This is a genomic window from Reichenbachiella ulvae, assembly GCF_025833875.1.
In the GTDB taxonomy this organism is placed as follows: domain Bacteria; phylum Bacteroidota; class Bacteroidia; order Cytophagales; family Cyclobacteriaceae; genus Reichenbachiella; species Reichenbachiella ulvae.
Genome location: NZ_JAOYOD010000001.1, coordinates 2897240 through 2911386, shown reverse-complemented (window position 1 = coordinate 2911386; position 14147 = coordinate 2897240). Strand labels below are relative to the sequence as shown.

Below are 14147 nucleotides of genomic sequence, written 5' to 3'. Positions count from 1 at the left end.
ACACTACAATTATTGAAATGAAGAAAATAATCATAACTCTGACTTGTTGCTTGTTCATATGCATGAACGTAAACGGACAAGCTAGCTCTATTGATGTTTTTGAAGAACTGTGGTCAGAGTTTGAACAGCAATATGCTGGTTTTGAAATAAGGGGTATAGACTGGGATAAGCTCTATGATACCTACAGATTACAAATTAACGAACATTCTGATCCTGAAAATCTGTTTGAGGTATGCTGCGAGTTACTTCAAGAACTTCAAGATTCTCATGTTAATCTAATAGATAAAACTGGAAGCCAAGTAAACCGATGTAATTCTAATGATTTCCCAAATTCTACTAGTATTCTAAGGGAGTATTCTGAATATGACTTTTATAATATTGTCGACGGTACTTTGTATAGCAATGGGTTTGCACCTTTAAAAAAACGGCAAGTCATTGAATACTCTAAATCAGATAGCATAGGGTACATTAGGATTTCCAAGATGTCAGAAAACTCAAAAGGGTTAAATCAAGCCCTTGATGAATTAAGGGATACTAAAGGAATTATTCTTGATATTAGACTTAACCCAGGAGGTAATGATCAATATCTATATCAAATAGCGGGTCGATTTGCAGACAAGAAAAGAATAGGACATTATAAAAAAGATAGAATTAAAGGGACAAATAATTTTAGTAAAGCCAAGGCTTGGCACTTAAAGCCCAATGGCAAATACCAATACAATAAACCTATTTTAATTCTTACAAGTGACTTCACTGCTAGTGCCGCCGAGATATTCGTACTGGCAATGAAAGAACTTCCATATGTCAGAACGATTGGTGGGGTCACCAATGGGGCTACTTCTCATATGAAACCAATTAAGTTGAGTAATGGATGGGTAGTTACACTATCCAATCAAATAGCCTATTCCGCTAAAATGAAAAATTATGAAGGAAAAGGAATTGAGCCTGATATTGTCCTTAAGAACAATGTTGAAGGTGATACGGATGTCGTATTGGTAAGAGCAATTAATGAATTGAATAAAGCCCAGATAACAAGCTCTAAAAATCCATAGAATAATGGCTTTTTGAAAAGCGTGATTAATCATTGTTACTCGCAGTTTCAAATGCTCACTTTCTCTCTTGTGCTATTTTTAGAGCATATACACATCTATTGGTTTGTTTCCTCCAAAGTTTTTAGCTTGGTTTAGTTTATCGAATTGATTGATGACTCACGCCATGGATTCATTGTTAGCTGAAATTAAGAATTGCACGCTTTGCCAGGCCCATCTGCAGCATGGTGTCAATCCAGTATTGTCGGCACATGCCACGAGCAAGGTGGCAATAATCGGACAGGCCCCTGGTAGTGTCGTGCATCAATCCGGCATTCCCTGGGATGATAAGAGTGGAGAGAGGCTCAGAGATTGGTTAGGAGTGAAGGAGGAGGAATTTTACAACCCTCAATTATTTGCCTTGATCCCTATGGGCTTTTGCTATCCCGGAAAGGGGAAAAGTGGAGACCTGCCACCCAGGCCTGAGTGTGCGGTCAAATGGCACGAGGCACTGATGAGTCAAATGAATGATCTGGAACTCATACTGCTGATAGGGAGCTATGCGCAAAAGTATTACCTGGGAGAGAAAGCCAAAGGCACCCTGACAGCTACCGTCAGGAATTTCAATGACTATTTACCGAAACACCTGCCATTGCCTCACCCTTCGCCCCGAAATAACATCTGGCTGAAGAAAAATCCCTGGTTCACAGATGAGCTTCTGCCCTCACTCAAAGCCAGGGTGAAGCTGTATCTGTGAAAACTAGTAGAAAAGTAGGAATGGATTTAACAATTAATCAACTTTTGAACAGAAGTTAAATCATTGATTTGTCTTTAATTACTTCCAATCCAACGCCGGGTCTTTTTCTGGTAGTCTAGATAGGGTTGCCCATGTTCTAGTTTCAGGAATGCTTCTTCGAGTCTGATCTGCGTATTGATGGTCACTGTCGATAGTGCGACTATCAGCAGGGTAAAGGCATTGGGGAGGATGAGAAACAAACCCAAATTGGCTGTCATGATGCCCAGAAAGATGGGGTTTCGCGAGAATGAAAATAGACCGTGTGTCACCAGTTCAGTAGTGTTCACCTCATCGATTCCTATTCTCCAGGATCGAGACATTTGTACCTGAGCGATCCAAATCCATATTAAAGAAAAAAAGAGCAATCCCCAACCTACATAAGCGAGCGTGGTACTCTCCAGGTACCAAAAGGGAAGAAGGTAATCGTACCAGTCCAGCCGGAACGCGTAGAGACCTACGAGCGTCAATTCCAGAATCGAAATGATCTTGAAAACATTGCCATTGGAGCTATGTGCATCGTCTGTGCGGCTAAAGGTGAAAGGATTGATGCCTGTCCTTTTCCAAACAATCAAGGAACGAAGCACGAAAACGATCAAATAGAAACAAATGAAAAAAAGGAACAAATACATGACTTCTGAGTCTTAGTGAACATTTAATTGACGGGTCAAAGATAGATTTCTATCGCTGCAACCTGATTGCAAAGTTGCTAGCTGGCTTCCGCTAGGAGGTCGAGTGCGCAAGTGAGGGATGAATGGTAAAAAAAAATCGCCACCATGTCTAACTATCATGGTGGCGGGAATACAGGTAATTGATGTGTCGAACTACTGGCCTTGTTCAGCCAGTTGATCCGAAGTTAGGCTTGTTGATGTGTTGGAGCTATTCTTCCATTTGGTGAGTGGTATCATCATCGGTGTCTTGTTGGCATAGGCTCGGTATTTCTCTCCAAAGGCCTTCTTCAAATCTCGTTCTTCGAACAGAGCTCCTATGAAGAAATAGGCGGTCAGACTGATTGCGAATACCAGATGGGTTCCTGACATCACAGGAGTAAACCAAAGCCCCATTATCCCACCCATATAGAGTGGGTGTCTTACATATTTGTACAGCGAAATCACCTTGAAGTTAAGCTCTTTGTAGGGCTTGTTTTGCAACTCCAAGAAGGTTTGTCTCAGTCCGAATAGATCAAAATGGTTGATCAAAAAGGTGCTCAGAAATAATATCCCCCAGCCCAGAAAGAACATAACATATATACTGTAGTACAGCGGGGTGCCTGGAGTGACTGTCCAAATTGTACCTCCCAGTGGTGACCATTGCCATACCAGCAGGCCCAGCAGCAGACCGGCCTGCAAAACATAGGTGCTTCGCTCTATAGGTTTTGGGATGTGTTTTGTGATCCAGTCTTTGAATGATTTGCGTGCCATCACGCTATGGGGCACAGCAAAAAGTAGGACGAGACCCAGGTTCTTGAGAAGAGCCAATGGCATACTCAGTTCTACAGGTCTATCAATAGATATGGCTGGTATCAAATCGTTGAGTGAAAGAATCCAAAACAATATGGATGCAAAGCCTATCAGATAGCAGATGATCGAATAGGCGAACATGGCGTACTTTTTCATAGTCATTAATTTTTTAGGATAAGTATCTATTAGTAATGAAGCAAAAGTACAGGGTCATCGAGCCTCGCTGATAGGACAAAAAGTCTAATAAATAGACTAAAAAGTTTTTTGTGGGTTAGCTCGCCTGATCCAGTAGGGATTGACGGTATTGCAGGGGAGGGACTTCATATTTCTGCTTGAATACTCTGATGAAATGCGATGGATCTTCGAATCCGCATTCCAAGGAAAGCTGATTGATGGGCATTTCGCCATGCAGAAGTTTTTGGTGCGCCAGTTCTAGTTTTCTTGCTTTGAGCCATGCCGCTGGCGTGTCTTTGTAGTGAGCCTTGAATATTTGCTTGAATTTGGAGAGACTCATGTGGCACAATTTGGCGTAATCCTCTAGTTTTAGGTTGTAGGCATAGTTTTCTTCCATCACTCGGGTCAGATGGTACAACTCGTCCTGACAAAGGGAAACGAAATAGCTTTTGAGGTCCTGATTTTGCTTATCGCTAAAGAGACTTAGTAGCAATTCTTCGAATTTGAGTTTGAGCAGGTCTTCGTTGGGAGCCTGATCCAGAGATAGGTAGGTCTGAATCGATTGGCAATAGTTGGTCAGCAGTTCATTGGTATGAAGCCTCAAGACAGCATCCTGACTCGATAGGTCTGGCTGATGCGCTTCCAGAAAGGTCGAATACTTTTTCAAGAAAGCCTGGATGAATTCGTCAGGGATGAATAAGAATATGGCACAAAATTCATCATCAAAAAATTGATGAACCAGATTAGCTCCTTTTTTAATAAAGAGAATGTCACCCTTATTGGCATCATAGTCATTGTGGATGGTTCGCCACATTTTTTTGCCAGAGGTGACAAAAGCGAAGTAGTTGTTGTCAGACCAAACCCCAAATCGGGTTTCTTCCCTAAGACAGGTGTATTCTGCAAAAAGCATCTCGCTCACTTTCAGTTTGCGAATGTATGGACCGTCTTTGAGAAAGGAATGAAGGTTTATCATGGTTTAGTCAGGTGTTTCCCTACTTTAAACCTAATCTATTTTCAGAATAAATGGTAGGGCAGCGTTTCCTCCGATGCATAAAAAAGGCGAACCCATCCGGGTCCGCCTTGACTAAACGACTAAATTATTGTGTTTTAGAGTTTTAGAAACTCACAGGCCCACCAATCGAAACGCTGACATTGTCAAAACTCATAGAGTAGAAAATGGCATCAGGATCGTCAGACAATGGGAGGGTAGTTCCGCCACCATAAGCTCTCCTGACGGAAACGCCTATACGATTCATGTCTGCAAAACTGAACTCACCCAAAGCAGCACGATCCTCGAATAGCGTAGCAGGAACAGAGATGCTGATCCAACCATCCTCGTTCGCTTCAAAACCCATGTCACTCAAATCTTGTAAGGTCGGATTGTATTCGTAGTAGTCATCTGCAAATCGGAATCTCAATCCAGCTACCATCTGACCATCATCCTCAGCACCTGTGTATCCTTCAGGTAAGTCTCCCACATGCAATTGGATGTTGAAATAAATATCCTGCGCCAGGGCATCACCGAAGAAGTCGGCATAGGTCCCTACCTCCTGTGTAGGTGTCCCAACATAGCATACATAACTACCTGAAAAATCTGTGCTGCTGTAGCCTTCCATGTGGAAGAAAGTACCATCTATTGCAGCAGGCAATGCAGTCGCTACATCAGCTACGTTACTCACATCATCGCTTCTGCCATATACAGTAGACTCTTCTGTATCAGGACTTCCAGAGTATGATAGTTCTACATCGTCATTGTCAAAAGTCATTCTGTATTCGGGAGCCAACATTTTGATGACATAAAAGGCATTGGTTTCACTAGAAGTCGTCGTTGAGCCACCGTCATTGACAATAGTGAGGCTGCTAAGGCCCAGTGCAGCGCCTTCAGGCACGGTTATGACAGCAGATGTTTCGTCATTGCTGACGATGCTGGCTGCTACATCGCCTATGTGTACAGAAGAAACGGTAGCGAAATCCACGCCAGTGATAGTCACTTCTTCACCTACTTGTGCAGACATAGGGCTGATACCCTCTACGATCACTGCACCCACGATGATCACGGTGAATTCCTGAGCACTTTCTGCAACTCCCCCTTCTGTTCTGACAGTCACTTTACCTGTAGTGCCATCTTCAGGAATGGTTGCTACGATTTCAGTCTCAGTATTAGAAACTACCGTAGCAGTACCTGCTCCGAAGGTGACAGAAAGTGCCTCGCCTAAATCCGTTCCCGTGATGGTTACATCTTCTCCTGGCTCACCGCTGGTAGCGCTTAGTGAAGTAATAGTAGGGATGCGGGGTTCGTTAGACTCGTCATCGCTACAGGAGCTAATGGCCGAAACCATGATCATGCTAGCGAGTAGCCAAAGACTACTTTTCTTGATTTTATTAGATAAGTTTTTGTACATAGTAATTTACTTTTTGTTTCTGCCTCATAGTTAAGGAGCATAGGGATTCTGAAAATTCAGAAATGGGGGTAGGATTGTACAAAAAACTTTATCCCTGTTATTTTAAGGTGTTTTTTGTCTTTCTTGCTTCAAGAAAATTAGGACAAAGGAGAGATCTGTTTTGGTAGGATGAAATATTTAGAAACGCAGTTATGGATTTTGATTTCTACGGTTAATAGGTACATTTGTCGAAATAATGTTAACGTACACGCAATGCCACACGCTTTTCGCGTGTTTTTTTAAGGTAAGATGCGGTAACGTACACATAAAGCAACACACACATGAAATTATTAGAAAACAAAGTAGTCGTCATCACAGGGGGTGGTGGAGTGCTATGCAGCACGATGGCAGAGAAGACTGCCGAATTGGGCGCGAAGGTGGCCATTTTGGATTTGAAAAGAGAGAACGCAGAGAAGGTGGCTCTGGAGATCAACAAAAATGGAGGTCAGGCGATAGGCCTGGAAGCCAATGTACTGGACAAAGCCAGTTTGCTCAAAGCGCAGGCGGAGCTACATAAGAACTTTGGTCCCTGCGACATCCTGATCAATGGTGCAGGTGGGAATCACCCGAAAGGCACCACTTCCAAGCCCTATTTTGAGGCAGAAGATCTGGAGAAGGATGAGGATTTGATCACCTTTTTCGATTTGGATCCAGAAGGAATCAAGTTTGTATTTGACCTCAACTTCATAGGTACTTTGCTACCCTGCCAGGTTTTCGCCAGAGACATGGCCAAAAGCCAGTCAGGTAATATTATTAACATATCGTCTATGAATGCCTTTACGCCATTGACGAAAATACCTGCCTACAGTGGAGCCAAAGCAGCGATCTCAAACTTTACGCAATGGCTGGCTGTGCACTTCTCTAAAGTAGGCATCCGAGTCAATGCCATGGCGCCAGGTTTTTTCCTCACCGAGCAAAACAGACGCCTGTTGACCGAAGAAAATGGAGACTTGACAGCCAGAGGCAATACCATTATCGATCACACCCCTATGTCTCGATTTGGGACACCGGAGGACTTGCTAGGCACGCTGGAATGGTTGTGCGGCGAAGGGTCCGCATTTGTGACTGGAGTGACTGTGCCGATTGATGGTGGATTTAGTGCATTTAGTGGAGTTTAAATCGATGAATGATATGAAAGAAATTAAGCTAGAACAAACATGGAGATGGTATGGGCCGAATGATGGGGTGTCATTGGCCGATATTAGAATGGCTGGGGCAACTGGAGTAGTGTCTGCCCTGCATCACGTACCGAATGGTGAAGTATGGACCATAGAAGAGATCGAAAAACGCAAAGCGGAGATCGAGGCTGCAGGGTTGAGCTGGAGCGTGGTGGAGAGTGTGCCTGTGCACGAAGACATCAAGAAGCGAACAGGTAATTATCAGCAATACATTCAGAACTACCAGCAGTCGATTCGCAACTTAGGACAGTGCGGGATAGATACGGTTTGCTACAATTTTATGCCTGTGCTGGACTGGACGCGAACGGACTTGGCCTATGACTATGGAGACGGTTCTACTGCCCTGCGCTTTGATGCTACGGCCTTTGCTGCCTTTGAACTTTACCTGTTGAAAAGACCGGGTGCTGCCGAGAGTTATAGCGAGAGCCAAATCGAAAAGGCCCAGGCCTATTTTGACGGGATGACAGAGGAGCAAAAGGAAGAGTTGGTGTCTAACATCATAGCTGGCCTACCAGGAGCCGAGGAAGGCTATACCCTAGAGCAATTTCAGCAAGTGCTATCCGCCTATGATGAGATCGACGCACGAAAACTCAAAGACAATCTCTATGCTTTCCTCGCAGCGATAGTACCCGCTGCAGAAGAAGCAGGTGTGCTGCTATGTATCCATCCTGATGACCCTCCATTCCCAATTTTGGGACTCCCGAGGGTAGTGAGCACCGAACAGGATGTCGAAGAGCTATATGCAGCAGTGGACAGCCCGAACAATGGCTTGACCTATTGCACAGGATCGTTTGGCGTACGAGCAGACAATGATCTGGTAGGCATGGTTCAGCGATTGGGTCATCGGATTCACTTCATTCATCTGCGAGCGACGAAGAGAGACGCAGAGGGCAACTTCCATGAAGCCGATCACCTGGATGGAGATGTAGATATGTATGGGGTGATGAAGGCTTTGGTAGAGGAGCAGGAAAAACGCCAGGCAGCTCGTAGAAAGGATTTGCGCATGCCTTTTCGTCCGGATCATGGTCATAAGATGCTGGATGATCTCAGCAAAAAGACCAATCCGGGCTATTCTGCCATTGGTCGCTTGAGAGGCCTGGCTGAGCTGAGAGGTTTGGAGCTGGGTATCAGACGCAGCAAGGGTTGATTTAAGATTAAATTGGAGAGATGATTTCCGGTTTTCATGCTAATAGAACTCCCCATCGGTAGCCATACTGGTGGGGATTTTTTTGTCAAAGCTCTAAGTTGTGCTTTTGAATAGGGTGAGTTCACAGTTAGAAAATAATAGGCAAGGAATGAATTTCGTTCTTGTGATTAACTCTCTAAATTGAATAATTTGTGCTCTCATTTGGATTTGCATCTAACGAGGACGCTATGGCTGAAAAGGAAAATGGACAGGAATTAAAAGAGTTGGCCCAGACGCTACTTCAGATCGGTGCATTGCTTATGAGCAGTGGGGCCAATAGCCAGCGCATACGCAAAACCTTGCATCGCATCGCTGGAGAATTTCAATGTCATATAGATTTATTAATTACCCATCGTGCCTTGATGCTCAATATCAGTGATGCTCAGAAGCAGCACTTTTACAGTGCGATCAAAAGAACCGAACCTGTGGGGGTGAATTTTAAAATTGTCTCTGGGATCAGTCGAATGAGCTGGAGGTTGGTACAGGAGCATTGGTCAATCGCTCAGCTGAAAAAGGAGCTTGATGGTTTGCTATCTCTGACACATTATCCACGCATCGTGATCCTTCTGATGGTGGGGCTGGCTGGAGCCTCTTTTTGTCGATTGTTTGGTGGTGAGTGGCTGGATATGGTCGTGACTTTTTCGGCGACTTTTATAGGTCTGGTAGTTAGGCAGGAGGTCACCAAAAGGAGTTTCAATCCTTATCTATGTATTTTCTTTGCCGCTTTTACTTCCTCACTCATCGCGGGATTTCCTGTGGTTTATTTTGATGTGATACACGAGCAAGCCTTATTTTCCGCTGTGCTCTATTTGATCCCGGGAGTCCCGTTGATCAATTCCTTTTCAGACCTGATCCATGGCGAAACCATGACGGGGATTGTGAGAAGCGTGAACGGTTTGCTCATCGCCTTTTCCATTGCACTGGGTTTCATGTTGGCCACCAAAATCTGTGAATTGTACTTGATATGAATTGGATACATTTATTAGAAAAGGGCATTTGGTTTGGTTTTGCGGCCATGGGGTTCGCGGTTTTGTTCAACGTGCCAGTAAGAACGCTTCGATTGATTTTTCTGATCGGTGCAATAGGTGGCTTAATGAAAGCACTACTCCTGGAATTGGAGGCCAATGTGATATTCGCTAGTTTGGGAGGGGCTATATTGGTAGGCTATGTCAGTATTCTGGCAGCCCACAACAAACATGCACCACCTATGGTTTTTGCCATTCCGTCAGTTATCCCTATGGTACCGGGCGTATTTGCCTATCGGATGATGTTAGGCGTTATCCAGCTTTCCGGAATGAAAAATGAGCAATATGATTTGGTTTTGGTAGAGACCATCGACAATGGATTGAAAGCCACTTTCATTCTTTTTTCTCTTGCCTTGGGCGTGGCTATCCCCTTGCTGATCACGAGGAAGGACTCGATAAAGAAGAGGATCATTAAGTGATTTTCGAAAGGCCTGTTCATGCACACGATATACTGTTTCAATTGGTTTAAAACCAATGAGTGGCTTTCTGTAAGTACTATATTATACCCAAAATTGTACGATTGTTTCTCATGAAATGAAGAACTTTATGCTGGGTTTTCAATTGCCATGGCATGAATAATCCACAACATTGACTAAATGACTATTTGCGGCGTGAGAAAAAGATTGACAGGGGTACTGCTCGGAGTATTTTGTGTACCTATTATACTGTGGGCTCAAAGGGAGGAATTGGCATTCAAACAATTTCATTCACAGGAGGGGCTTTCACAGAGCGCTGTTATTGCCATCAATCAGGATCCATTTGGGATGCTTTGGTTGGGGACCCGCGATGGTCTCAATCGATACGATGGTAGGGATTTTCAGGTTTTTCGTCATGATCCTTCAGACAGCGTCACACTTTCCAATAATGATATTTTAGATATAGAGATTGACGCGAAGGGGAACCTTTGGGTAGGGACTTACAATGGTCTCAACTACTATGATCAAGGCAATCAAAATTTCATCAGATGGTTTACCGATCAGGATGAAGCGCTGAGTAGTACGATCATTCGTAGTATCGAGATGGCCGATGATCAGACGCTATGGTTGGGTACGCAGGAGGGTCTTTATTCTTTTCATACAACAACTCAAAAGTTGAAACTGCATCCTTTGACGAAGCTAAAGGATATTGAATTCATATCTGACGTTTACCTGTACAAGCAAAGCCGACTCTGGGTGGCTTCAGACTTGGGATTGTTTTATAGTGATCAACTGGATACAGAAAAAATCACTTTTCAGCGTGTGGATATAAAAGTACTCGAAGCAGGCGTGCAGGTGGTCAAACAAGATGCTGAGGGACGATTATGGGTAGGTACCCGGGAGGCTGGTTTGATACAATTAAACGAAAACCTTCAAGTCAGCCAGCATCTACATGAACATTCATCCCCCGCATTGGTAAATAACAATGTCCGAACGATTGAAAGCTCGGAGGATGGGGCTTTATGGATAGGAACCTATAATGGTCTTAACAGAATCTACGATGGACAGGTTCAAACTGCTCTGGCAGATCCTTTGAATCCCAATTCTATTTCAGAAAACAAGGTTAAAAAAATCTTTGCCAGCAAGGACGGATCGATCTGGGTGGGTACCTATTATGGGGGGCTCAATATGTGGCATGATGTCAATTTTAATTTCAATACCATCAACCAAAGGTCCGAAGGAGGAGGACTGAGTAGCAATGTGGTCAGTTCTATCTTGCAGCACGAGGGCGTCTTTTATTATGGAACGGAAGGAGGAGGACTTTGCATATCGGACCCTAAAAAGGAGCGAATGATAATCAAAAGTGCTGCCTCTGGTAAAGTCCCCAGTGACAACATCAAGTTCATGGCATGGAAGGAGGTAGGGAAACAAATTTGGGTATGTACCTATGATGCAGGAATGGCTATCTATGATATCGAAAAAGATGAGATGGGGATACGTTTGAATGAAAGCACGGGATTGAGTCACAATAGTGTCTATGACGTAAGGTTACTCCCTAATGGTCAGTGGTGCATTGGAACTTTTGGAGGGGGGATTAATTTTTACAACCCTAAGGACCAAAGCATCAGAATCTATCATGCCAATCATTCGGACCCAAAAGGTTTGTCTGATGATCAGGTCAGATCCTTGTGGGTAGATCAGGAAGGCCAACTTTGGGTGGGTACTCAAAATGGACTCAATTGCGTTACATTTGATACGGCTTTTTCTTTTTCTAATTGCAAAAAATACTTTTACGATCCACAATCTGGCAATGGTCAGGATGTGCTGTTTATCTATCAGACAGGTGGTGGGGATATATGGACGGCCACTAAGGAACAAGGGCTTTACAGACTAGAACAAGGAAAGTTTGTCTTTAAAAATATTTTCAAAGAGATCAAGGGAGCCAGCCAAATCATTCATTCGATAGAGGAAGACGATCAAGGATATCTATGGGTCAGTTCTAACAATGGGATTGCCAGATACCAACCAGAAAGCGAGGAGTTGAAGCTTTTTACCAAATCCGATGGATTGGTTTCTAACGAATACAATAACAAAGCTTCTTGTCGAACTGAATCAGGCCAGCTTTATTTTGGTTCACCATCGGGCGTGACCTGGTTCAACCCAACCCAACTCAAGGAGAATCCTTATACCACACAGGTGATCTTAAATGAACTTACGGTCAATAGCGATCTGGTTTTACCCAATGATTCTACAGAAATATTAGAGCAATCATTAGCCACTACGGAGCAAATAGAACTGAATTATGATCAAGCGAATTTTAGCATCAGTTATTCCTTACCGAGTTTCGTGAATTCAGCAAAAAATAGTTTTAGCTACCGAATGAAAGGACTGGAGGAGGATTGGCGGAGCACTTCAGCTAATGTGGCGAGCTATACGATTCAGAATCCAGGCAGCTATGTTTTTCAGATCAGAGGAGCCAATAGTGATGGGAAATGGTCTGAGAATCTGACAGAAATGACAATAAAGGTGAGTCCTGCCCCTTGGCGATCGGGCTGGGCATTTGCGATTTATGGTTCTTCGATCGGCTTGGCTCTCTTTATTTTCTTGCGGGTGACTCGATCTCGAGAGCAGCTCAAATACGAACTGAACCTGGAGCAGCAGCTGCACAAAAAAGAGCAGGATTTAATTCAAAGCAAGCTGCAGTTTTTTACGAATATCTCACATGAGTTTCGCACTCCTCTGACATTGATTCTGGGTCCTCTGGAGAAAATCATGATGGATTTCAAAGGCAGCAGCGCCATCTATAAACAGATGAAGACCATGCACCAGCATGCTGGCCAGTTGCTGAAACTGATCAATCAGCTCATGGATTTTAGGAAGATCGAGAACAATCAGGCGAAGCTAGAGGCGGCTGAAGGGAACCTGGTCAAATTTGTTCGCGAGGTATACCTATCGTTCAAGCCTTTTGCGAAAAATGAGGGGTACCACTATGATTTTAGATCAGAGATGGAGGGGCTTCAGGTATATTTTGACAGAGATAAGTTGGAGCGTGTACTTTACAACTTGCTGTCCAATGCATTTAAATATACGACTCCCGGAGGTGAAATATTAGTGGAAGTGAAGCAGGAAGGAGGAGAGGCAGTGATCCATGTCAAGGATTCAGGTGTGGGAATATCGAATGACCAACAGACTTTGATTTTTGATCGCTTTTATCAAATCTCTGGGGAAGACATGCCAAATGAAACGCAAAAAGGAACTGGAATCGGATTGGCACTGACCAAGAGTATTGTTGATCTCCATCATGGTCAGATTAAAGTGGAGAGTGAGAAAGGGGAAGGCAGTCGATTCACGGTGACACTTCCTTTGGGCAAAGCACATCTCAAGGAAGAAGAAATCATAAGTGATTTTTCAGATAGCGAGGCATTGGAAAATTACGAGCAGGAACTTTTCCTATCCAGCCATAGCAAAAAGGAAAAGCATCTCATCAGACCAGAATTGGATGGGGCTAAGGTCGTGTTGGTAGTAGAGGATAATCCAGATGTGAGGCAGTTGATTATTGCTTCCTTGATGAATGAATATCAGATATTAGAAGCTGAAAATGGAAGACAGGGACTAGAAGTGGCCATTGATAAAATGCCTGATCTGATCATCAGTGATGTGATGATGCCGGAGATGGATGGGATTGAGTTTTGTTCTCAGATCAAATCCAATCTCAAAACCAGTCATACGCCCTTCATTCTGCTCACAGCTCGAACTTCATTGATATTCAAATACGAAGGCCTGGAGTCTGGTGCTGACGAATACATCAACAAGCCGTTTAATATCAAAGAATTGCAATTGAAGGTCAGGAATATGATTCGTTTCGTGGACAACCTGCGTGACAAGTTTAAGTCCAACGAGATTGTAGCTCCTAGTGAAGTCACCTTGTCGTCTATTGATGAAGATCTGATGCAGAAGGCCATCGAGATCGTAGATCAGAATATCGATAATCAGTTTTTTGATGTGTCTCTGTTTTGCTCTGAGTTGGGAGTGAGCCGGACCATGCTTTTTACCAAGGTCAAAGCCTGGACCAACATGACTCCCAATGAATTCATTCACTCGATGCGGATGAAACGAGCCGCCAACCTATTGGAGCAGGCGAAAATTAATGTGAGCCAGGTGAGTTTTAAGGTGGGATACAAGAATGCGAAGTATTTCAGCAAGAATTTTCAAAAGTTCCATGGCTGCACACCAACCCAATACGCGCAGAAATTCAAACTGGAACCTCAGGGTTAAGTCTAAATGGCCATTTTTATAGAATGGAGGGGCTTTTTTGTACGATACTACACCTAAGTCTGAACGATTTGAACATGAAATAAAGCTAAGATTGTCAATGAAAACTTTAGAAGCATGAATCTAAAAAAGCATTGGCAAGAGTGGTTACTGGGGGCGTTTATCGTCCTGATG

General features: G+C 43.6%; 11 protein-coding genes. 7 read left to right on the top strand and 4 right to left on the bottom strand.

Going from position 1 to position 14147, the window contains the following annotated elements:
• Nucleotides 1–62: 62 nt before the first annotated feature.
• A complete protein-coding gene (locus N7U62_RS11615; RefSeq protein WP_264138139.1) occupies nucleotides 63–1052 on the top strand; it encodes a S41 family peptidase in 990 nt (329 codons plus the stop codon).
• Between the two features lie 163 nt (nucleotides 1053–1215).
• Nucleotides 1216–1785 carry a uracil-DNA glycosylase family protein gene (locus tag N7U62_RS11610; RefSeq protein ID WP_264138138.1) on the top strand — a complete coding sequence of 190 codons (570 nt, stop codon included), beginning with the start codon at nucleotides 1216–1218 and terminating at the stop codon, nucleotides 1783–1785.
• Between the two features lie 74 nt (nucleotides 1786–1859).
• Here the strand turns inward: N7U62_RS11610 and N7U62_RS11605 are convergent, their stop codons facing one another.
• From N7U62_RS11605 to N7U62_RS11590, 4 genes are all read right to left on the bottom strand, one after another.
• The gene (locus tag N7U62_RS11605; RefSeq protein WP_264138137.1) at nucleotides 1860–2453 is read right to left on the bottom strand and encodes a methyltransferase family protein; all 594 of its coding nucleotides are present in this window, start codon (nucleotides 2451–2453) and stop codon (nucleotides 1860–1862) included.
• Nucleotides 2454–2645: 192 nt separating this feature from the next.
• Nucleotides 2646–3437, bottom strand: a complete 792-nt coding sequence (locus tag N7U62_RS11600; RefSeq protein ID WP_264138136.1) for a methyltransferase family protein — start codon at nucleotides 3435–3437, stop codon at nucleotides 2646–2648.
• Between the two features lie 115 nt (nucleotides 3438–3552).
• The gene (locus tag N7U62_RS11595) at nucleotides 3553–4428 is read right to left on the bottom strand and encodes a helix-turn-helix transcriptional regulator (protein WP_264138135.1); all 876 of its coding nucleotides are present in this window, start codon (nucleotides 4426–4428) and stop codon (nucleotides 3553–3555) included.
• 142 nt (nucleotides 4429–4570) lie between these two features.
• A complete protein-coding gene (locus N7U62_RS11590) occupies nucleotides 4571–5857 on the bottom strand; it encodes an IPT/TIG domain-containing protein (RefSeq protein ID WP_264138134.1) in 1287 nt (428 codons plus the stop codon).
• A gap of 320 nt (nucleotides 5858–6177) precedes the next feature.
• Here N7U62_RS11590 and N7U62_RS11585 point away from each other — a divergent pair, with 320 nt between their 5' ends.
• The 5 genes from N7U62_RS11585 (at nucleotide 6178) to N7U62_RS11565 (ending at nucleotide 13976) form a co-directional block, all read left to right on the top strand.
• Complete coding sequence (locus N7U62_RS11585; RefSeq protein ID WP_264138133.1) at nucleotides 6178–7014, top strand: SDR family oxidoreductase; 837 nt, start codon at nucleotides 6178–6180, stop codon at nucleotides 7012–7014.
• A gap of 22 nt (nucleotides 7015–7036) precedes the next feature.
• Nucleotides 7037–8221 carry a mannonate dehydratase gene (gene uxuA, locus N7U62_RS11580; protein ID WP_264140432.1) on the top strand — a complete coding sequence of 395 codons (1185 nt, stop codon included), beginning with the start codon at nucleotides 7037–7039 and terminating at the stop codon, nucleotides 8219–8221.
• 227 nt (nucleotides 8222–8448) lie between these two features.
• Nucleotides 8449–9228, top strand: coding sequence for a threonine/serine exporter family protein (locus N7U62_RS11575; protein WP_264138132.1), 780 nt, complete (start codon nucleotides 8449–8451; stop codon nucleotides 9226–9228).
• On the top strand, nucleotides 9225–9704 hold the full coding sequence (locus tag N7U62_RS11570) for a threonine/serine exporter family protein (RefSeq protein WP_264138131.1): 480 nt from the start codon (nucleotides 9225–9227) through the stop codon (nucleotides 9702–9704). The genes N7U62_RS11575 and N7U62_RS11570 overlap by 4 nt, the downstream gene beginning before the upstream one ends.
• A 192-nt stretch (nucleotides 9705–9896) precedes the next feature.
• Nucleotides 9897–13976: a hybrid sensor histidine kinase/response regulator transcription factor gene (locus tag N7U62_RS11565; RefSeq protein ID WP_264138130.1), complete on the top strand. Its 4080-nt coding sequence runs from the start codon at nucleotides 9897–9899 to the stop codon at nucleotides 13974–13976.
• The last annotated feature ends 171 nt before the right edge of the window (nucleotides 13977–14147 follow it).